The following is a 19,896-nucleotide window of genomic DNA, read 5'->3' on the forward strand; positions in this document are numbered from 1 at the left end:
TCATTCTGGGCGGGACTAGCGCCGATAGAGCACCATGCCCGCGTGGTACAGGACGCCGTCGACGAAATCGCCGTCGGCGGTGAACCCGGTATCGTCCCAATACTCGATGTGATCGCCGGTCACCTCATAGCGGCCCTCATAAGCGCGCTCCCGAGACCCGCGGGCTTCCACGTAGCGGCCATTCGGCAGCAGTTCGTGACGGATCCGCCCGTCCTCGGTGACCCACATGCCGACATAGGGGTGGTCGGCCTTGGCGTCCGTCCCGGTGACCTCGACCGGCTGAGCCAGCAAGGCAACGGCGGCGAGGGTTGTCAGGATTTTCTGCATGATGCTTCTCCTTTCGCCTGGGTCCGGTCAGTTCGGCGACCGGGTGGGACGGATCGTGATCTCGGTGGTGTCGACGCCGTCCGGCGCCTCGATCACCTGCCGTACGGCCCGGGCGATGTCCGAGGGCTGCAGGGCGATGGCCCGGTACTCGTCCATCAGGGCCTTGGTTCCCTCATGGGTGATGGTGGCGGCGAGATCGCTTTCGACGACGCCGGGATTGACGCAGGTGACCCGGATCGTGTCGGTCTCCTGACGCAGCCCGTCCGACAGCGCCCGGACCGCGAACTTCGTCGCGCAGTAGACGGCGGCCGTCGGCACGACCGACAGGGCACCGATCGAGCCGATATTGATGATCTGTCCCGATCCCTGGCGCTCCATGACCGGCAGCACCGCGCCGATGCCCCAGAGGGTGCCCTTGATGTTCACATCGACCATCCGCTCCCACTCGTCGTGCTTTCCGGCCGAGAGCGGCGAGAGCGGCATGATCCCGGCATTGTTCACCAGGACGTCGATGCGGCCCCACAGGGACAGGGCGGTTTCGGCGAAATCCATCATCGCCGCGCGATCCGTTACATCCAGGCCGTGGGCCTTCGCCGTCCCGCCCGCCGCGCGGATGTCGTCGGCGACCGCCTCGATGCGGTCGAGCCGGCGCGCGCCCAGAAGAACCTTGGCGCCGTGGGCGGCAAGCTCACGGGCAATGACCTCGCCGATCCCCCCGGACGCGCCGGTAACCAGAATGACCTTGTCCATTGTCGTCTCCGTGATTGCGGTGAGCCCCGGAGATGGACCTTGGCGGGGGTTAGCAGTATCTACCAATCAATGGACAATTTGGTTAGTATTACTGGACAATGTATATCGACCTGAATCTCCTTCCGCTGTTCTCGGCAATCGCCGAGGAGAACAACTTCCGCGCCGCCGCCGATCGGCTTGGGGTAACGCGCTCCGCCGTCAGCCAGGGTGTGCGCCGTCTCGAAGACAGCCTTGGCGTCAGCCTGGTGACGCGAACCACCCGTTCCGTACGCCTCACCGAAGCGGGTGAGCGCCTCTATGCCGCCCTGTCTCAGCCGATGTCCGACATCGGCACCGCCCTCGAAGGCCTTGCCGGCGAGGACCGGCCGCGTGGTCTGCTGAGGTTGGCGGTGACTTCCATCGCCGAGGAGTTTCTGTCGGGGCCGTTCCTGGTCAGCTTTACCGACGCCCATCCCGAGGTGGAGCTCGACGTGACGGTGACGGATGAAGAGTTCGACATCGTGGCCGCCGGCTTCGACGCCGGCGTCCGGCTGGGCGAGGTGATCGAGATGGACATGATCGCGGTGCCCGTGTCCGGCGACCAGCGCGAGGCGGTCGTGGCCACGCCCGGTTATGTCGCCGCCCATGGCGCGCCGGCCCATCCGCGCGACCTCGTCCATCACCGCTGCATCGGCTGGCGCCGGGCGCCCAACGTCGCCCCGCACCGCTGGGAGTTCGAGGAGAAAGGCGTGGCCTTCGACGTCGCCGTCGCGCCCTATGTCACAACCAACGACCTGCGGCTCATGCTGCGGATGGCGTTGAGCGGCGGCGGCCTCACCTTCGCGACGGCCAATACGGTCCGGTCCTACCTCGAGCGCGGCGAACTCGTGTCTTTGCTTGAGGACTTCCTGCCGCCCTTCCCGGGCTTCTTCCTCTACTACCCGCACCGTCGGAACATGGCGCCTAAGCTCAGGGCCCTGATCGAACACACCCGACGCTGGCGCTGAAATGACCGGCCAAAGAATTCTCCTCTGCACATACGGCTCACGCGGCGATGTCGAGCCGTTCGTGGCGCTGGCAAAAGGGCTTCAGGCGGCCGGGCACACGGTGCTGCTGGCCACGTCCGAGCGGTTCCGGAGCTTCGTCGAAGAGCATGACGTGGCGTTCTTCGGGATGTCGGACGCCGCCCTGGCCCTGATCGAGACGCCCGACGGCCGGGCCCTGATGGAGGGCGGGGCCGGCTGGTGGCAGCGGATCGGCGCCGGCATCCGGCTCTCGCGCCGGTCCGGGCCGGTCAACGAGACGCTGATGCGCCAGACCTGGGCGGCCGCACAGGCGTTCGGGCCGACGGCCATCGTGTTCCACGCCAAGCTCTTCGCCGCCGGCCACGTGGCCGAGAAACTCGGGATCCCGGCCTTTCTCGGCGCGTTGCAGCCGATGTACGCCGCCACCGCCACGGCGCCCGCCATGGGGTTTCCGTCGCTGCCGGTCCCCGGCTACAACCGGCTTACCTACTGGCTGGTCCGCCGGTCGATCGGGCTGTTCCGCCGGGCCATCGACCGGTTCCGCCGCGAGGCGCTGGACCTGCCGCCGGTCCGGGCTGGCGCCGACGTGCTGTTCCCGCCCGGCGCGGGCACCATTGCGATCCTGCACGCCTATGGCAGCGCGGTCCTGCCGCGTCCGGACGACTGGCCGCCCCACGCCCATGTCACCGGCTATTGGCGGCTGGAGCCCGCACCCGATTATGCGCCGCCACCGGAGCTTGCCGACTTTCTCGACGGCGGGCCCGCTCCGGTCTTCATCGGCTTCGGCAGCATGACCAGTCTGGACCCAACCGCGCTCGGCACCCTGGTGACCGCCGCCCTGCGCAAGGCCGGCCGACGCGGGGTGGTGGCCCGGGGATGGGCCCACCTGCAAGTGGGCGACGGCGACGACGTCCTGGCGATCGATCCGACGCCCTATGGCTGGCTGTTTCCCCGGATGGCGGCCGTGGTGCATCACGGCGGCGCGGGGACGACGGCCGAAGGCTTCCATGCCGGGGTGCCCAGTGTGATCTGTCCGTTCTTCGGCGATCAGCCGGGCTGGGCCCGGCTCAGCCACGCGCTCGGGGTCGGCACGGAGCCGGTGCCGCGCGACCGCCTGACCGCCGACCGTCTCGCCGCCGCCATCGTCCGGGCGACCGAGGACCCGATCCTGCGGGAGAACGCCCGGGCGCTCGGCGCCAGACTGCGGGCCGAAGACGGCGTGGCGCGGGCGGTCCGGATCGTCACGACCGCCGCCCCATAGAAAACGGCGGGTCCCGAAGGAACCCGCCGCCTGGATCTATTTTAGGATTTAGGGCCTACAGCACGAGGGCCAGCAGGATGACCACCGTCAGCGGCATGCCGAGCAGCCACAGGATCAGGTAAGGCATGATAGTTCCTCCAATGGGACTGAGGCTCAGCGGCGCGGGTGCGAGAACCAGCGGATGACGGTTTCCTCGTCGCGATGGTTACCGCCGACACCGGTAGCCCACCAGGATCCCGCCGCGGAAATCAGCAGCGCCGCGGCCAGAACGAAGGCACTCAGGATGGTCGCCGTCTGGGCGGTCTCCGCGGCCTCGATGGTCTCCTGCTTGGCCTGGAGCACGGCGGTTTCCATCTGCTGGACCCGCTGGGCGGCTTCCTGCTGGGTCAGGCCGGTATCCGCGCTGACGACCTGGGCCACATAGGCCTTGTCCTCAGCCGTCATCGCGCCGTCCTCGACGGTCCTCTGGATGATCGGGACGATGTCCTCGTAGATCACCTCCCGGCTCTCGTTGAACGAGCTGGGATCGCTCGGACGCAGCAGCCGGCTCAGTTCGTAGTCGTAGGAGTCCCCGGCCACTGTCTCCACCGCGGCAGAGCCGGCGGCGGTGGCAACCTGGGCGCCGGACCGCACGACCGTACCCGTGGCGGAGGCGACGACGACGGCAGTGAGCAGCACGCCCAGGGCCCAGACGGTCAGGCCGTGCACCCCGTCGCGCACGTCAGACTCGTGCTCGGAGGCATCGAACGCCCGCTTGCGCATCCGGCCGGTCACATAGGCGCCGGCCATGTAGCTGGAGACCAGCACCCAGATCGTCCAGATCGCGACGGCGATCAGGGTGGCCGTTCCGCCGATCCCGTCATCGCCGAAGGGCGAGACGACGGACAGACCGATCGCTGCCCCGAAGGCGTTCAAAACCAAGGATACAGCCGTCGCCAACAGGGCGCCGACGAAGATTGCCGGCCAATCGATATGACTGGCGGCCGGTCCGGTATCCGTACGCACGACCGCCGCGGGTTCCGCGGCACGCATAGTCTCTGCCATTGCCTTCTCCATGTATCAGCCTGCCGCGTCCCCAGCGCCCGCAACGCGGGCCGGGGCGTAGCGTCAGCGAATTCCCAGCAGCGAAAGGATCGCGAGCACGATCACGACGAGGCCGACGAGATAGATGATTCCATTCATGGGATTGTCCTTCCGACACGATCTCTGTGGCGAAGGAACGAGCAGGCAGAACGGTCGGTTCCCACGGACGGCATCGAATCCGGGGACATACACACATATTTATCGCTGATTTATCGCCGGGCCGCCGCACGGTCGGCCGCCCAGCCTCCTGCAGCAGTCTACGTCAGGGGCCCCGGCAGCTGTCAGGCGGAGGCGGCGATCGCCTGGGCCATGATGTCGAGCCCCAGGTCGATCTCCGCGTCGGTCGCGGTGAGCGGCGGGGCGATGCGGAACACCGCGCCCATGGCCGGGATCTTGACGATGTTCATGCTCAGCCCGCGGGCCATCGCCTCGGCGGCGATGCGGTCGCCCCGGTCGAGATCGGGGACCTTGCCGGCCCGGTCGGCGACGATCTCCAGCCCGAGCAGCAGGCCGCGGCCGCGCACGTCGCCGATGCAGTCGAAGCGCTGCTTCATCGCCTCCAGTCCGGCCCGCAGCCGATCTCCGGCGATCCGCGCCCGGTCGATCAGCCCGTCGCGGGCGATCACGTCCAGCACCGTCAGGCCGACGGCCGCCGGCAGCGGGTCGGAGACATGGGTCGTCAGGAAGACGAAGCCCTTCTCATGGGCCGCCTCCTCGATCGCCCGGCTGGTCAGCACCGCCGACAGGGGCAGGCCCGCCCCCAGGGTCTTGGACAGGGTCAGGATGTCCGGCGTCACCCCGTCGCGCTGGAACGCGAACATGGTGCCGGTGCGGCCGATGCCGGTCTGCGCCTCGTCCAGGATCAGCAGCATCCCGCGCTCCTCGCATTTGCGCTTGAGCGCGGCGAGATAGCCCTCGGGCAGGTCGATGATCCCGCCCGACGACAGGATCGGTTCGGCGATGAAGGCGGCGAGGCTGCCGGTGGACTGGGCATCGACCTGGGCGAAGGCGTCGTCCAGCTCGGTACGCCAGTCCAGGCTGCCGTCCGGATGGGTGAAGCGCGGCCGGTAGGCATGCGGGGCGGGGATCGCGAAATTGCCGACCGCGGCCGGGCCGTAGCCCTTGCGGGCCGAGCTGTAGGTGGCCCCCGCCGCCGCCCCGGTCATGCCGTGCCAGCTCTTGGTGAAGGCGACGATCTCATGCCGGCCCGTCACGCATTTCGCCAGCCGGATCGCCGCCTCGTTGGACTCGCCGCCGGTGGACAACAGCAGGACCTTCTCGAGCCCCGGCACCAGCCCGCCCAGGCGGGCGCAGAGATCGACCACCGGGCGGGACAGCATGCCGCTGAACAGGTGATCCAGCCGCCCCGCCTGCTCGCGCACCGTCCGCACGATCTCCGGATGGGAATGGCCGAGCACCGCGCTCATCTGGCCCGAGGTGAAGTCGAGGATCCGCCGGCCCTCCTCGTCGAACACGAAGCTGCCCTCCGCCCGGTCGATCACCCGGCGCTCGAAGGCGGGTCCGTAGCGCATGACATGCGCGTCCACATCCGCCCAGAAACCGTCGTCGCTGGTCATGCTGTCCTGCCGCGTCATGCGCACGCTCCATGGGGTCGGGGTGGGTCGGATGTCGGCAGGATACCGGCACCGCGAATCTGAGAAACTTTCATAGTATAAATCCCGGAATTGAGTTCTCCTTATAGCCATGGCCACGCTCGACATCCTTCTGCTGCGCAGCTTCGTCGCGGTCGCCCGGGCCGGCTCGATCCGGGCGGCGGCCGAACGCGTGGGCCGCACCCAGTCGGCGGTCAGCCTGCAGATGAAGCGGCTGGAGGAGATCGCCGGCGAGCGGCTGTTCCACCGCACCGGCTCCGGTGTAACCCTGACGATCTCGGGCGAGCGGCTGATGGTCGGGGCCGAGCGCATCCTGTCGGCCCATGACGAAACCCTGGCCTCCATCCGCGCGACGGGGCTCCAGGGGGCCATCGCCTTCGGCTGTCCGGAGGATTACCTGACCGCCTTCTTCCCGGACCTGCTGCGGCGCTACGGCCGGGACAATCCGGAGGTGGAGATCGAGATCGTCTGCGCCCCGACGGTGGCGCTGCGGCCAATGCTGCAGCGCCGCCACATCGACCTGGCCCTGGTGTCCGTGGCAGGCGAAGTGCCCGCGGACGAAGTGTTCCGCCGGGAATCCTTCGTGTGGATCGCCAACAGCCCGAGCCCGGATCTGCTCGCCGGCCCGGTCGTGCCGCTGGCCCTGTCGGGTCCAGACACGCTCGACCACCGCATGGCGAAGGGCGCGATGGAGGCGGCCGGCCTGCCCTACCGCATCACCCATGCCAGCGACGGCCTGGCCGGTCTGCTCGCGATCGCCCGCTCGGGTCTGGCGATCAGCGTGGCGACCCGCTCGGCGGTGCCGCCGGACCTCCATGTGGTGGAACAGGGATTGCCGGCGCTGCCGCAGATCGGCCTGTCGATCGCCTATGCGTCGAGCCGCCCTGCGCCGGTGGTGCGAGCGTTCGGGGAGTTCATCGCGGGGAGTTTGGGGGAGCCATCAGGAGAACTACCAGAAAAAACAACGTCATTATGAAAATCATGGCTGCGAAACCCCCAACCCTCCGGATGTCCCTCATTCGGATCAGATTGCGCTGGCGATGCGGAACACCTTCGGCGTCGGGAAGGTCGAGAACGACCTCCCCCGCTAGATCAGCAGGAAATCGCTCGCGCTGAGGCCGGTTGGGCCCACGCCGATCAGGGTGACGGTGTTGCCGGAGCCGAGGTCGAGCACGGCATTGCCCGACGCATCGGTGGTGACACCGTTGAGCAGGTCGGCCGCACGCGCCACCCCGCTGCCGTTCACATGGGCCGCGATGGCGATCATGTCGCCCTCGGCACTGGAAAAGTCGTGGATCACGTCCGCCCCGTCGGCACCGTCGAAGCGGAAGACGTCGGCGCCGAGATTGCCGAAGAGCCGATCATCGCCGGCACCGCCGGACAGGGTGTCGGCGTCCTGTCCGCCAAAAAGCGTGTCGGCACCGGTGTCGCCCCAGACCCGGTCGTCCCCCTTGTTGCCGTAGATCACGTCGCCGCCCAGGTTGCCGCAGATCCAATCCGCGTCCTGTCCGCCATAAAGGGTGTCGGCCCCCTGTCCGCCATAGAGCGTGTCGGTACTCTGGTTGCCATAGATCAGGTCGTTGTCGGTATTGCCGTACAGGATATCGAGCCCGCCATATCCCCGCACCGTGTCGTTGCCGCCATTGCCGTAGAGCGTGTCGTCGCCCGCCGTTCCGCCGACGCTATCGCTCTCGCCGCCGCTGCCACCGCTTCCGGAGCTTTCGGGGGCGGGGGTGATGTCCGTCAGGGTGACGTCGTTGCCGTCTCCGGCCGTGTAGCTGATCCGGAAGCTGCGCCCGCCCGAGGTGACGCTGGCGCCTTCGGCCAGACCGCTGAAGGTTCCGGTGACGGCATCGACGCAGTCGTTGGCGATCAGGGTGAAGACAGTGCCGCTCGCCGAGGTAAAGCCGAACACGGTGCTCAGCGTGGCGCCGTTGATCGTCACCGTTCCGGTGACGGCAATCTGGTCGTACCCGGTGCCGGCCGTGGTACCGTCGATCTCGATGCTGGCGGTCGAGCCGCTGGCCAGGGTCAGGTTGCCGGTGGAGATCGTGCCGGGACTGTTGCCGGGGGCGATCGTGCCGCCCGACAGTACGGTCACCGGCATGTCGTAGGTGCCGGTGCCCTTGAGGGTGACGCCGGAGGCCACGCTGAAGGTCCCGGTGCCGGACAGCGTGCCGTTGAAGCTGTTTGCCGCGGGGTTGGAGAAGCTGATGCTGCCGGCGCCGACCGTCACGGTCCCGGAGCCGGTGAGTGAGCCGATGGTCTCCGTCGTGCCGTTGAGATCCAGCGTGGCCCCGGCCGCGACGTTCACCGTCCCGGTATCGGGTAGGGCGTTGCCGCCGGACAGTGTCAGGGTTCCTTCGCTGACCGTGGTGCCGCCCCTGTAGGTGTTCGCGCCGGAGAGCGTGACCGTGCCGGTGCCGGTCTTGGTGAAGGCCCGTGAACCGGCGTTGTCGCTGATCACACCGGACAGGGTGACATCGGCGCCGGCGCCGGCCGACACAGTGCCGTTGCCCAGAACGAGGGCGTTGTCGATGGTGGTGGTGCCGGTCACGAGGAGGGTACCGCCAGTCGAGCCAAAGTAGAGGGCGCCGGTTCCAAGATTGTCGTCGCCGGCGATCGACACGGTTCCGCCCGAACTCATTGTCGTCGTGCCGGTGTAGGTATTGGCACCGGTGAGGGTCAGCGAGGCGTCGGCCTGGACACGCACGCCGCCACCCCCGGAGATCACGCCGGAGAAGGTCGAGGGGTTTGTGCCCTCGACAACCAATTCCCGGCCGGCGTTGAGAACGATGGTGCCGGCGCCGAAAAGGGCTTCGATTGATACGCCCGAATCCACCTCAAAAGTGCTGCCGGTCAACACCGTCAAGCGGCCCAAACTGACGCTCAGGTAGTCTTCCAATGTGAGGGTACCGGTGGACACTGTGACATCTGAACCGGCTTCGATGGGGCGCTGCCAGCCACCACTGAACGTCGTCCCGGAGAGGGTCAGGGTCCCGCCGGTCTGATTTACCCCCGCGTTACTACTGCCAACCGCTTCGGCGGTGACGGCGACGTTGGTGAGAGCCAGGTTCTCGTTGCTGGTGATCCCGGCAGCACTGTCGCCGGCCAGGAAGGTGAGCCCGGATATCGAGACGTCCTGCAGAACGCCTGAGTCGCCATCGTCGATCTTGAAGAGTTCGGTGATCGTCGGATCGGTGGCGATCGTGAGGTTGGCACTGCCGGGCCCGGTGATGGTCAGCGCCTCGGAAATTGTCACCGGCGTGGTGATGCCGGACCCCATGTCGGCGACATGGATGGTTCCGGTGACGCCGCCGGCGAATTCGATGATGTCGGCGCCGGCATTGGCATTGGCATCGGCGATCGCCTGGCGCAACGATCCGGCGCCGGTGACGTTCGTGTTGGTCACCGTGTAGGTGGCCAGCAGGCCGGGCCACAAGGCGGCGCGGTCCCGCTCGATCAGATCGGAAAACCCCGTCGGGGAGGCGCCGACCGCCACGTCGAAGGCCCAGTCGCCGCCACGCGACGCCGCGCCCGTCGGGGTAGAGGACGCACGGACCCCGCTGCCGAGTGCCGCCGCCAGGGTTGCGACGAACGCCCAGCCGCTCTCACCCGCGCCGACCGAACAGCCGTACAGCGTGACCGGCGCGCCGGCGAGCGCCCGCCGGATCGCGTCAAGCTCCACCACCCGCTGCCGCAGGGCCGCCGTATCGATCCGCTCCCGCCCAAGCAGCAAATGTCCCGGCGCGCCGTGGCTGAACAGATGAACCGACGGTGGCGGCGTTCCGTTCTCGCTCAGTGCGCGGCGCAGCACGGCCAACCCGTCGGCACCCTGCGGAACCCGTACCACCCGGCACGGGCGCGCCAGGGCAGCCAGCAAGATCTCAGGCTCCGGAACCCGGGCGTCGATCAGGACAAGGTCCGGTGCCGCAACCGCGTCGGTATCCGGGCGGTCGCGTATCATGATCGGATCATCGACGAAGGGTCCTGCGCCAAAAGAAGAGGAAAGACGGGTGGGAAGCGGGAGGCGGGTCGGCTGGACCCGGCCCTGGATTGCGGAGGTCAGGCAGGCGGGACGTCGCGGCCGATCGCCACAAAAGGTCCCGCGCCCCATGCTCCAGTCGTTGCGCCTCCCGACAATCCAAATGCCCGCCCTGCTCCCGACGGCAGTTCGTGCTCGGCGTCGGTCACAGCGCATGGTGGCGCCTGCGCCGGCGTCAGGGGGTCGGGAATTTTGGTAATCCTAAAGTTTCAGCGACGCGCTGTTGCAATGGGAAGGAATAAATCCAAATATTTCGCGGCGACGTGTGGTTTTCTCTGAAATTTCGAAACCGCATTGAATTCGACAGGCAACTTGGCGAATGACGTTAATTTCCGGTTTTTCCGAAATATGGGATTTTATTTTTGTTGAGTAGAGTTAATCCGGTGGCGTTCGACCAGAAACTGGCGCTGCTCATGCGGGTGCTCGGCACCGTCACCCATAAGCAGCTTTACGGCCGTCTGAAGGAGATCAATCCGAAGACGGGCTATCGTCCGGAGCTTGCCTACAAGTGGACAAATGGGGTGGCGTCGCCACGCGATCCCTCCGTCTACGACGATCTGGCCACGCTGCTCGATCTCAATGACGGCGGCCACCCGGTCAGCGGCTCGGTTCTGCGGGCGTGCACGTATGAGGCCTTTCGCGGGCTTATGGTGGCCCGCTACAGCACGAAGGTTCCGACCGACGAGATTGAACCGTCGCGCATCGCGGGCGCGGCCCGACCGAAGGCTCACCGCCGTGACCCGGAACGCGCCGGCTCTGACGACCCGTCCGGCCCTGAAGAGCAGCCGGGCCCCGAAGAGCGGATTGAAACCCCCAGCGATATTGCCTCGGCGAATGCCCTGCCGGGCTACATGGCGGGAGCGTATTTCGTTTTGAGCGGCGCCTGGTCGACGCTTCAGCGGCGCTATGTGTTGTGTGGCGAGTTGATCATTCGCGCGCGGGCCGACGGAACCTGGATGGCCTCCTATCTGGAACGTCTTCCGGGCGGCGATCTGGTCATGACCGGGCAGATCTTCCGCATCGGGCGGAGTCTGCAGGTCACGCTGGTCAACACCGCGTTTGAGAACGTCCTTGCAATGACGTTCTTGCTGCCGCATGCGCCCGGGGCGGTCTTGAGCGGCATCATGAGCGGGACCGCGCTGCACGACACGGACATGCGACCCTCGGCGGGACGGGTTGTCTGTATCGGGATGCCCTATCTCACTAGCGCTTCGGTGGCGGACACAGCCACACCGAACGATGGGATCGGCTTCGGGTTCACGCCCGGTCCGGCCTATCTGGAAAGCACGGCAACGGCGATCGCAAACCGGCTTGAGATCATGGGTCTCGATCGGGGGCGGGCGGTGCTGGCAACGTCGGAGATACTGCCGCTCCTCACCGAAGACGGCGAGGCCGGCGTCATCCAGGCGGGCACCTATCGGACGGACGCGATCATCCGGGCGCTCCTACACGAAAGCGGCCCCACCGACGACGAAAACGTCACCAAGATCTATCCGAAGAAGACCCGGTAGGACCACCGTGATGGCCCGGACACCAGTTGTGCCCCGCAACGGCCGCTTCGGGTCGATTTTTCCATGGATCGTCGGCCTCCGGTACCGGTCACTGAGGCCCACGTTTAACTCGGTTCTGCTCGTCGACATTGCAGGTCAGAGGCGACCTGCCCATCCGTACCTCGCGCGATTTCACGCGATCCGACGGCCGCGCTCGATGTCGAACAGGTGCAGATGCCCGCGCTCTGCGGCCAAGGGCAGGATATCCTGCGGACGAATGCGGTGACTCCCCGCCAGCCGCACGGTGACGTCATGGCGCCCGGAGATCCCGTGCACGATGGTCTCTGCGCCGTGGGCCTCGACCATGCGCACGGACATCTCGAAATCCGTCGCCTCCGGGTCGATCCTAAGGTGTTCCGGACGAACGCCTAGAATGGCGGAGCCCCTCGGAAGCTCGGCGTGATGCATCGTCATACGACCGGCATCGAAGCGCACCTCGCGATCCTCGATATCGGCGGTCAGGAAATTCATAGGCGGCGAGCCGATAAAGGACGCTACGAAGGTCGAGGCCGGCCGCTCGTAGACGTCGAGCGGGGCGCCGATCTGCTCCACATGGCCGTCGTTCATCACCACCAGGACATCGCCCATGGTCATCGCTTCGACCTGGTCGTGGGTGACGTAGAGCGAGGTCGCGCCCAGGCTCTCGTGAATGCGTCGGATCTCCAGCCGCATGGTGACGCGAAGCTTGGCGTCCAGATTGGAGAGCGGCTCGTCGAACAGGAACACGTCCGGCTCGCGCACGATGGCGCGGCCCATGGCGACGCGCTGACGCTGGCCGCCGGATAGCTGCCGCGGCTTGCGCTCCAGTAGCCCGTCCAGATGCAGAATGCTCGCCGCGCGCTCCACCCGCTGCTTGATCTCGGCCTTCGGGGTGCCCCGCAGTTCCAGGCCGAAGGCGATGTTCCGCGCCACGGTCAGGTGGGGATAGAGCGCGTAGTTCTGAAACACCATGGCGACGTTCCGGTCTTTCGGCTCCAGGGCGGTGACGTCGCGGCCGCCGATGGCGATGGCGCCGGCGCTGACATCCTCCAGGCCGGCGACCATGCGCAGCAGGGTCGACTTCCCGCAGCCGGACGGGCCGACCACCACCACGAAGCAGCCGTCCGGCACCGAGAGGTTGACGCCGTGGATCACCTCCAGGCTGTCGAAGGATTTGCGGACGTCGGTAAGTTCGATCTGCGCCATATCTTCCCCGCCATACGGTCTGCGACCTGATTAGACCGATTGCGTGACACTATGATGTTAGAGCGACCTCCGATCGGCCCCGTGCGGTTCTGTCGCCGAACATTCACGCCGCGGTCACGTCGGCACCCCTCAACTGTCATGAAGCGCCGATAGCGTCACCGCCAAGACTTCCGAATTCTTGGAGCATGTGGCTGTGGTGGCTGGACTAGCGGCAGAGACCGACGCGGCTCTGCACATCCGCCCGACGGCCAGGGCAGATGTCCGACGGCGATCGGAGATGCGACGCGCAGGTTTTCTGCTGCTGCCGTCGCTTATCTTCCTCGCCGCGTTCACCTACTGGCCGATCGGCCAGGCCCTGGTCCAGGCGCTGACGATCGACACCTTCGGGACGAGCGCCGTCAGCTACGGGCTCGGCAATTTCGAGCGCCTGCTCAATGACGCGAGCTTCGGGCGTGCGGTGGTGAACAACCTGATCTATGCCCTGGGCACGATCGTCCCGTCGATCGCCATCGCCCTGGCGCTGGCGGTCGGGCTGCAGGAGGCCACCCGGTTCAACGCCCTGCTGCGCACGGTGGTCTTCTTTCCCGTGCTGCTGCCGCTGGTGGCCGCCGCGGCGCTGTTCCTCTTCGTCTTCCTGCCGGGTATCGGTCTGCTCGACTACTACCTCGCCAGGCTCGGCGGGGGGACGACCAACTGGCTGGGCGATCCCGACATCGCGCTGTTCTCGCTGATCGGTCTCACCGTTTGGAAGAACGCCGGCTACTACATGCTCTTCTTCCTTGCCGGGCTGCAGTCGATCCCGCTGGACCTGTACGAGGCGGCAAGGATCGAAGGGGCGACCCCCTGGCAGCGGTTCCGGCGCATCACCTTCCCGCTGCTCGGGCCGACTCTGGCCTTCGTGCTGATCATTGCCTTGGTGAACGTCATCACCCAGGTCGACCACGTCATGGTGCTGACCAAGGGCGGGCCGTCGGACTCGACCAACCTGCTGCTGTTCTACATCTACCAGCAGGCCCACGAGAACTACGACTACGGCAAGGCGGCGGCCGCCACCGTGCTGTCGGTCGCCGGGCTGCTGGCGCTGTCCTTCCTGTCGCTGCGCACGCTCGAGCGCGGCACCCATTACGAGGCCTGACATGGCGGGTGCTGGAACCAAGGGTGCCAACCCGGCGGCCATGCTCGTCATCGCCACCCTGTCGGCGGTGGTGCTGATCTGGTTGACCCCGCTGATCTGGATGGCGATCGCCTCGTTCCGGCCGCAGAATTTCGGCGGGCTCGACATGGCGTCGCTGTGGCCGGACTTCTCGCCGACCTGGGCGAATTTCGCCGAGGCGCTGGATTCAGCGGAATTCCCGCTGCTCTACCTCAACACCGTGATCGTCTGCGCCGGCACGCTCGGCGTCCAGTTGGTGACCGTCACCCTGGCCGGCTACGCCTTCGCCCGCCTGCGGTTTCCGGGCAAGGACCTGATGTTCTACGCCTTCCTGCTCCAGCTCATGCTGGTGCCGCCGATCCTGATCGTGCCGAACCTGGTGACCATCACCCGGCTCGGGCTCTACGACAGTCTGCTCGGCGCGATGGTGCCGTATTTCGCCTCGGCCTTCGGCGTCTTCCTGATGCGCCAGACCTTCAAGACGATCCCGCGCGATTTCGAGGAGGCCGCGATCGTCGACGGCGCCACCTGGTGGCAGCTCGTCTGGCGGGTCCTCGTCCCGCTGGCGCGACCGGGCATGATCGCCTTCGCCATCGTCTCGGTTGTCAGCCATTGGAACGAGTTCCTGTGGCCGCTGATGGTGATCTCCTCGCCCGACAACCACACCCTCACCATCGGACTCGCCTCGTTCACCATGGGGGCGGAGAGCGCCTCGCAATGGGGCGTAATGGCGGCCGGCACCTTCCTGGTGGTGGCCCCGCTGCTGGCGGCATTCGCCTTGTTCCAGCGGCAATTCGTGAATTCGTTCCTGTTCTCTGGCGTGAAGTAGGAGGTAAGGCAATGTCCCGTTTCGCATCCGTCGCCCTGGCGGCGGCCCTGACCCTGGGCCTGGGATCCACCGCGGCGTCCGCCGCCACCGAGATCGAGATGTTCTTCCCGGTTCCGGTGGAGGGCAAGCTCGCCAAGGAAATGAAGAACCTGATCGACCGGTTCAACGGCGAGCACCCCGACATCCAGGCGACCGCCGTCTATACCGGCTCCTACGACGAGACGAATATTAAGACCCGTGCGGCGATCAAGGCCGGCCGGCCGCCGGCGGCGGTGATCATGAGCGCGAACTTCGTGCTCGAGTACCAGATCAACGGCGAGATCGAGCCGCTCGACCCGCTGGTCGAGGCCGACGGGAAGACGCCGGACGCCTTCATGGATCAGTACTGGACCGCGCTGCACGGCAACGCCCGCTTCGCCGACAAGATCTGGGCGGTGCCGTTCCACAACTCCACGCCACTGCTGTACTTCAACGCGGACCATTTCAAGGAGGTCGGCCTCGACCCGAGCAACCCGCCGGCCACCTGGGCCGAATGGGTTGAGGCGGCCGAGAAGCTGACGGTGCGCGACGGCGACACCATCAAGCGCTACGGCCTGATGCTGCCGGGCAACTACGACTATCTCGGCTGGATCATGACGGCGCTGACCATGTCCAACGGCGGCCAGTACTACAACCCGGCCTTCGGCGGCGAGGTCTACTACGACAGCCCGAGCATGCTGGGCGCGCTGACCCTCGTCGACGACATGGTCCACAAGTACAAGGTGATGCCCGAGGGCGTGACCGACGGCAAGGCGGTGTCGACCGCGTTCTTCGCCGGCCAGACCTCGATGGTGGTGCTGTCCACCGGCTCGCTCTCCTTCATCCGCGAGAACATGAAGTCCGACTACGGCGTCGCCTTCGTGCCGCGGAACATGCGCAACGCGGTGGCCATCGGCGGTGCGTCCTTGATCATGCCGAAGGGCCTGTCGGACGAACAGAAGCAGGCTTCCTGGACCCTGATCAACTGGCTGACCAGCCCGGAGATCGCCGGCCACTGGAGCCGTTTCACCGGCTATTTCGCGCCGAACAAGGGTGCCTACGAGCTGCCGGAGATGAAGCAGTTCATCGCCCAGAATCCGGACGCCAAGGTGGCCCTGGACCAGCTCCAGTACGCCAAGTCCTGGTTCGCGACCTACAACACGGTCGCCGTGCGCAAGGCGCTGGAGGACGAGGTCCAGGCGGTTCTCTCCGGCAAGAAGGCGCCCGCCGAGGCGCTGAAGGAGGCGCAGAAGAACGCAGACGAGATCATGCGGCCCTATGTGGAGCAGACGGCCCTGCGCCTGATGCACTGACCGGCACCGCGACATACCAAGCGACCGGCCCGGGGCTTTCTCCGGGCCGGTCCGTTCCCGCTACCCCTCCTTTCGGACACCGCCATGCAAATCGCTCACCTCACCGACCTGCATATCCGGCCGCGCGGCAAACCCGCCTACCGGGTCGTCGAAGTCAACATGATGCTCGCCCGCGCGCTGGCGACCCTGAAGGCATTGGACCCGCTGCCCGACGCGCTGGTGCTGTCCGGCGACCTGACCGATTGCGGTCTGGCGGAGGAGTACGCCCTGCTGCGTGGTCTGCTGGAAAGCCTCGGCATGCCGGTCTACCTGATCCCGGGCAACCACGACCGGCGCGAGGCGCTGCGCGAGGTCTTCGGCGACTGGCCGACCTTCGGCGACGACCCCCAGTTCATCGATTTCGCCGCCGATCTCGGCCCGGTGCGAGTCGTCGGCGTGGACACCGTGGTGCCGGGTCACGGCCACGGCGCGCTGTGCGCCCACCGCCTGCAGCGCCTGGAGACGACGCTGGCGCAGGCGCCCGACAAGCCGACGCTCGTCTTCCTGCACCACCCGCCCTTCATCTGCGGGATCGAGCACATGGACCGGATCCGACTGCTCGACGGCGCCGAGGAGCTGCAGCGCATCATCGCTGCCAATCCCCAGGTCGAGCGGGTGCTGACCGGTCACCATCACCGACCCATCCAGACCCGCTGGGCCGGCACCATCGCTCAGATCGCGCCCTCGGTCGCCCATCAGGTGGAGTTCCGCCTGGATCCGGGGGCGGAGGGCGCGCTGGTGCTGGAGCCGCCGGCCTTCCTGATCCATGCCTGGATCGAGGGCACCGGCCTTGTGTCCCATCAGGTCTATGTGGAGCGCTATCCGGGCCCGCACCCGTTCGTGCTCGACGCCGATTATCCTGGCGCGAGCTGACGGCAAGGCGTGTAAGTCGGCGCGGTCACGGGTTCTCGCTAGTCGTCAAAGTCACCCGATCCGCGAGATCCTTTGCGCCGACCCGCCCTTGGGGGCGGAAGCCGTCTGCCTCTTCCCTCGGCCTCACAATTGCCCGTCTCCCATCCTCAATCCGTGGAAGACGGGGCGGCGTCCGCGAAGAGCGCCGCCACCCCCTGGGCTCAGGCCTTGAAGAAGGCGAGCAAGTCCGGATTGACGATATCGGGATTGACCGTGCACAGGCCGTGCGACAGGCCCGGATAGACCTTCAGGGTGCTGGTGCGGATGCGCTCGGCCGACAGGATGGCGCTGTCGGCGATCGGCACGATCTGGTCGTCGTCGCCGTGCATCACCAGGGTCGGCACGCTCACCGCCTTCAGGTCGTCGTTGAAGTCGGTCTCCGAGAACGCCTTGATGCCGTCGTAATGGGCCTTCGCCCCGCCCATCATGCCCTGGCGCCACCAGTTCTGGATCACGCCCTGGGACAGCTCCGCTCCCGGGCGGTTGTAGCCGTAGAACGGGCCCGACGGGACGTCGAGGTAGAACTGCGCCCGGTTGGCGGCCAGGGCGGCGCGGAAACCGTCGAACACCTCGATCGACAGGCCGCCCGGATTGTCGGCGGTCTTGACCATGATCGGCGGCACCGCCCCGATCATCACCAGCTTGGCCACCCGGCCGTTCTTCTGGCCATGCCGGGCGACGTAGTGCAGCGCCTCGCCGCCGCCCGTGGAATGGCCGATATGGATCGCGTCGCGCAGGTCGAGGTGCTCGACCACGGCGGCGACATCGGCGGCGTAGTGGTCCATGTCGTGGCCGTCGGCGACCTGGGCCGAGCGGCCGTGGCCGCGGCGGTCATGGGCGATGACCCGGTAGCCCTGGGCGAGGAAATAGAGCATCTGGGCGTCCCAGTCGTCGGCGCTGAGCGGCCAGCCGTGGTGGAACACCAGCGGCTGGGCGTCCTTCGGGCCCCAATCCTTGAAGAAGATCTCGACGCCGTCCTTGGTGGTGATGGTGCTCATGGTCTGGCCTTCCTGTTGGGGGGATGCGTTGGCGGCGGTCGCCGCGGCGACGCCGAAACCCGGCAGCGACACGGCGCCCGCCAGGGCTGTACCGGTAAGCAGAACGTCTCGGCGGGTGGTCTGTGAGGTGGGCACTCGAGGGGGCGGTGTCATCGTCGGTCTCCTGGTTAAACGCCATGCTCTTCGCGGATCAGTTCGGCGGCACGCTCGCCGATCACGGCGCAGGGCGCCTGGGTGTTGCCGGTGGCCACCCGCGGCATGACGGACGCGTCGGCGATGCGCAGTCCGTCCAGGCCGTGGACACGGAGCGCGCCATCCACCACGGCCGTCTCGTCGCGGCCCATCCGTGCCGTGCCGCACTGGTGCCAGTAGGTGACGGCGGCATCGCGGATGTAGCGGTCGCGGTCCTCGCCCTTGAGGTTGCCGGGCATCACCTCCCCGCGGATGAAGGGGTGGAAGGCCCGGGCGTTTCCGAGCGCTCGGCACAGTTCCAGACAGCGGCGGGCCGTGGTGAGGTCCCTGGGGTCGGACAGGAAGTCCGCTTCGATCGCCAGCGGCCGGGAAGCGTCGGCGCTGCGCAGGCGCAGACGTCCGCGGCTGTGCGGCTGAGCGAGGCCGGCGAACATGGTCCAGCCATGGGCCGGAACGCCGCGCTGCGCCGTCCGCTCGCTCGGCACCGGGAACTCGACCTGGCAGAACAGCAGGTCGGGGGCCTCCAGTTCGGGCCGGCTCTTCCAGTACAGCGTCGCCTCGCTCCCGCTGTTGCGCGGCGCCAGCGGCTCCGCGTATTCCCAGGTGCAGCCGAAGGAAACGTGGTCCTGCAGGTTGCGACCGACACCCGGGAGGTGCTGGACGACCGGGATCCCGAAACGCTCCAGCTCCGCCCGGTCACCGATCCCGGAATGCATCAGCACCTTGGGCGTCTGGATCGCCCCGAGCGACAGCACCACTTCGCACCCGGCGCCGATCGCGATCTGCCGGCCGCCATGCTCGATCGCGAGGCCGACTGCCCTACGGCCCTCGAACAGCACCCGAAGCACGGTCGCGCCGGTGAGGACGGTCAGGTTCGGGCGATCGAGCCAGGGCCGGACATAGGCCCTGTACAGCGAGTGCCGCCGTCCCTCGCGGACCAGCATGTCGGTGATCGCCGCACCGCCCGCCTGCTCCATCATGGCGCCGTTCGGGTGATCGAAGACCGGAATGCCGATCTCGCCCGCCGCGTCCAGCAGGGCCAGGGCGACCGGACTCGGCGCGGCGGCCGGCTGCACCCAGACCGGCCCGCCCGATCCCCGGTACGCCGGATCCGGCGCACCCTGCCAGTTCTCGATCCGGCGGTAGATATCGAGCACGTTCTCGTAGCCCCAGCGCGGATCGTCGGCCTGTGCGGCGACGTAGTCCCAGTCGTTCCGATGACCGCGGGCCCAGACCATGACATTGATGCTGGACCCGCCGCCAAGACCCTTGCCCATGGACATCGGGATCTCTCGGCCGTTCAGGTGCGGGTTCGGCTCCGCCCGGAACCCCCAGTCGCGGGCGCTGCCGAGATTGGTCGGCCAGAGCGCGGGGTTCAGCACGCTTTCAGCCTCGTCACTGCCCCCAGCCTCCAGCAGCAGAACCTGGGCCTGGCCGTTCTCCGCCAGCCGGCGGGCGGTCACGGAGCCGGACGCGCCGGCGCCGCAGACGATGAAGTCGTAGCTGGACCGCAATCCGGCGGTCAGCCGCGCCTGGTTCTCCTGCGCGCGGTGGGCGAATTCCGGGTCTTCCCACGATGCGGTATCGCTCATGGATCGGCGTCCTCTTCCGTTGGACGGGGGTT

Annotated in this window: 16 protein-coding genes; 8 read left to right on the forward strand and 8 right to left on the reverse strand. The window is 67.3% G+C overall.

The window, feature by feature from the left end; translation table 11 throughout:
* Window positions 1–15: 15 nt before the first annotated feature.
* Entirely contained in the window at window positions 16–327 is a 312-nt protein-coding gene (locus tag T8K17_RS02425) for an Atu4866 domain-containing protein (RefSeq protein WP_322332914.1), read from the reverse strand.
* A gap of 27 nt (window positions 328–354) precedes the next feature.
* Window positions 355–1,077: an SDR family oxidoreductase gene (locus T8K17_RS02430; protein WP_322332915.1), complete on the reverse strand. Its 723-nt coding sequence runs from the start codon at window positions 1,075–1,077 to the stop codon at window positions 355–357.
* 98 nt (window positions 1,078–1,175) lie between these two features.
* On the opposite strand from T8K17_RS02430, the gene T8K17_RS02435 reads away from it, so the two are divergent.
* Window positions 1,176–2,063 carry a LysR family transcriptional regulator gene (locus tag T8K17_RS02435; RefSeq protein WP_322332916.1) on the forward strand — a complete coding sequence of 296 codons (888 nt, stop codon included), beginning with the start codon at window positions 1,176–1,178 and terminating at the stop codon, window positions 2,061–2,063.
* Window position 2,064: 1 nt separating this feature from the next.
* The gene (locus tag T8K17_RS02440) at window positions 2,065–3,342 is read left to right on the forward strand and encodes a glycosyltransferase (protein ID WP_416153162.1); all 1,278 of its coding nucleotides are present in this window, start codon (window positions 2,065–2,067) and stop codon (window positions 3,340–3,342) included.
* A gap of 153 nt (window positions 3,343–3,495) precedes the next feature.
* Here T8K17_RS02440 and T8K17_RS02445 read toward each other — a convergent pair whose 3' ends face one another.
* Window positions 3,496–4,386: a hypothetical protein gene (locus T8K17_RS02445; protein ID WP_322332918.1), complete on the reverse strand. Its 891-nt coding sequence runs from the start codon at window positions 4,384–4,386 to the stop codon at window positions 3,496–3,498.
* Between the two features lie 320 nt (window positions 4,387–4,706).
* On the reverse strand, window positions 4,707–6,020 hold the full coding sequence (locus tag T8K17_RS02450) for an aspartate aminotransferase family protein (RefSeq protein ID WP_322332919.1): 1,314 nt from the start codon (window positions 6,018–6,020) through the stop codon (window positions 4,707–4,709).
* Between the two features lie 109 nt (window positions 6,021–6,129).
* Here T8K17_RS02450 and T8K17_RS02455 point away from each other — a divergent pair, with 109 nt between their 5' ends.
* Window positions 6,130–7,014, forward strand: coding sequence for a LysR family transcriptional regulator (locus T8K17_RS02455; RefSeq protein WP_322332920.1), 885 nt, complete (start codon window positions 6,130–6,132; stop codon window positions 7,012–7,014).
* Between the two features lie 111 nt (window positions 7,015–7,125).
* Here T8K17_RS02455 and T8K17_RS02460 read toward each other — a convergent pair whose 3' ends face one another.
* Complete coding sequence (locus tag T8K17_RS02460) at window positions 7,126–10,005, reverse strand: DUF4347 domain-containing protein (RefSeq protein ID WP_322332921.1); 2,880 nt, start codon at window positions 10,003–10,005, stop codon at window positions 7,126–7,128.
* Window positions 10,006–10,466: 461 nt separating this feature from the next.
* On the opposite strand from T8K17_RS02460, the gene T8K17_RS02465 reads away from it, so the two are divergent.
* Window positions 10,467–11,594, forward strand: a complete 1,128-nt coding sequence (locus T8K17_RS02465) for a hypothetical protein (protein WP_322332922.1) — start codon at window positions 10,467–10,469, stop codon at window positions 11,592–11,594.
* A 171-nt stretch (window positions 11,595–11,765) separates the two neighbouring features.
* Here the strand turns inward: T8K17_RS02465 and T8K17_RS02470 are convergent, their stop codons facing one another.
* A complete protein-coding gene (locus tag T8K17_RS02470; protein ID WP_322332923.1) occupies window positions 11,766–12,818 on the reverse strand; it encodes a sn-glycerol-3-phosphate ABC transporter ATP-binding protein UgpC in 1,053 nt (350 codons plus the stop codon).
* 277 nt (window positions 12,819–13,095) lie between these two features.
* On the opposite strand from T8K17_RS02470, the gene T8K17_RS02475 reads away from it, so the two are divergent.
* The 4 genes from T8K17_RS02475 (at window position 13,096) to T8K17_RS02490 (ending at window position 17,043) form a co-directional block, all read left to right on the forward strand.
* The gene (locus T8K17_RS02475; RefSeq protein ID WP_322332924.1) at window positions 13,096–13,953 is read left to right on the forward strand and encodes a sugar ABC transporter permease; all 858 of its coding nucleotides are present in this window, start codon (window positions 13,096–13,098) and stop codon (window positions 13,951–13,953) included.
* A gap of 1 nt (window position 13,954) precedes the next feature.
* The gene (locus T8K17_RS02480) at window positions 13,955–14,800 is read left to right on the forward strand and encodes a carbohydrate ABC transporter permease (RefSeq protein WP_322332925.1); all 846 of its coding nucleotides are present in this window, start codon (window positions 13,955–13,957) and stop codon (window positions 14,798–14,800) included.
* 11 nt (window positions 14,801–14,811) lie between these two features.
* Complete coding sequence (locus T8K17_RS02485; RefSeq protein ID WP_322332926.1) at window positions 14,812–16,131, forward strand: ABC transporter substrate-binding protein; 1,320 nt, start codon at window positions 14,812–14,814, stop codon at window positions 16,129–16,131.
* Window positions 16,132–16,215: 84 nt separating this feature from the next.
* The gene (locus T8K17_RS02490) at window positions 16,216–17,043 is read left to right on the forward strand and encodes a phosphodiesterase (RefSeq protein ID WP_322332927.1); all 828 of its coding nucleotides are present in this window, start codon (window positions 16,216–16,218) and stop codon (window positions 17,041–17,043) included.
* 200 nt (window positions 17,044–17,243) lie between these two features.
* On the opposite strand, the gene T8K17_RS02495 is transcribed toward T8K17_RS02490, so the two are convergent.
* Both T8K17_RS02495 and T8K17_RS02500 read right to left on the reverse strand, forming a co-directional pair.
* Complete coding sequence (locus T8K17_RS02495) at window positions 17,244–18,080, reverse strand: alpha/beta hydrolase (RefSeq protein WP_322334916.1); 837 nt, start codon at window positions 18,078–18,080, stop codon at window positions 17,244–17,246.
* A gap of 167 nt (window positions 18,081–18,247) precedes the next feature.
* Window positions 18,248–19,864: a GMC family oxidoreductase gene (locus T8K17_RS02500; protein WP_322332928.1), complete on the reverse strand. Its 1,617-nt coding sequence runs from the start codon at window positions 19,862–19,864 to the stop codon at window positions 18,248–18,250.
* Between the last annotated feature and the right edge of the window lie 32 nt (window positions 19,865–19,896).

This window comes from Thalassobaculum sp. OXR-137 (genome assembly GCF_034377285.1).
Classification (GTDB): Bacteria; Pseudomonadota; Alphaproteobacteria; order Thalassobaculales; family Thalassobaculaceae; genus Thalassobaculum.

Bases quoted from the DNA above. Each gene is read 5' to 3' on its own strand.
- T8K17_RS02480 (WP_322332925.1), top strand. From the start codon at position 13,955: ATGGCGGGTGCTGGAACCAAGGGTGCCAACCCGGCGGCCATGCTCGTC.
- T8K17_RS02460 (WP_322332921.1), bottom strand. From the start codon at position 10,005: ATGATACGCGACCGCCCGGATACCGACGCGGTTGCGGCACCGGACCTT.
- T8K17_RS02495 (WP_322334916.1), bottom strand. From the start codon at position 18,080: ATGAGCACCATCACCACCAAGGACGGCGTCGAGATCTTCTTCAAGGAT.
- T8K17_RS02425 (WP_322332914.1), bottom strand. From the start codon at position 327: ATGCAGAAAATCCTGACAACCCTCGCCGCCGTTGCCTTGCTGGCTCAG.
- T8K17_RS02475 (WP_322332924.1), top strand. From the start codon at position 13,096: ATGCGACGCGCAGGTTTTCTGCTGCTGCCGTCGCTTATCTTCCTCGCC.
- T8K17_RS02435 (WP_322332916.1), top strand. From the start codon at position 1,176: ATGTATATCGACCTGAATCTCCTTCCGCTGTTCTCGGCAATCGCCGAG.
- T8K17_RS02485 (WP_322332926.1), top strand. From the start codon at position 14,812: ATGTCCCGTTTCGCATCCGTCGCCCTGGCGGCGGCCCTGACCCTGGGC.
- T8K17_RS02500 (WP_322332928.1), bottom strand. From the start codon at position 19,864: ATGAGCGATACCGCATCGTGGGAAGACCCGGAATTCGCCCACCGCGCG.
- T8K17_RS02455 (WP_322332920.1), top strand. From the start codon at position 6,130: ATGGCCACGCTCGACATCCTTCTGCTGCGCAGCTTCGTCGCGGTCGCC.
- T8K17_RS02430 (WP_322332915.1), bottom strand. From the start codon at position 1,077: ATGGACAAGGTCATTCTGGTTACCGGCGCGTCCGGGGGGATCGGCGAG.
- T8K17_RS02470 (WP_322332923.1), bottom strand. From the start codon at position 12,818: ATGGCGCAGATCGAACTTACCGACGTCCGCAAATCCTTCGACAGCCTG.
- T8K17_RS02445 (WP_322332918.1), bottom strand. From the start codon at position 4,386: ATGGCAGAGACTATGCGTGCCGCGGAACCCGCGGCGGTCGTGCGTACG.
- T8K17_RS02440 (WP_416153162.1), top strand. From the start codon at position 2,065: ATGACCGGCCAAAGAATTCTCCTCTGCACATACGGCTCACGCGGCGAT.
- T8K17_RS02490 (WP_322332927.1), top strand. From the start codon at position 16,216: ATGCAAATCGCTCACCTCACCGACCTGCATATCCGGCCGCGCGGCAAA.
- T8K17_RS02450 (WP_322332919.1), bottom strand. From the start codon at position 6,020: ATGACGCGGCAGGACAGCATGACCAGCGACGACGGTTTCTGGGCGGAT.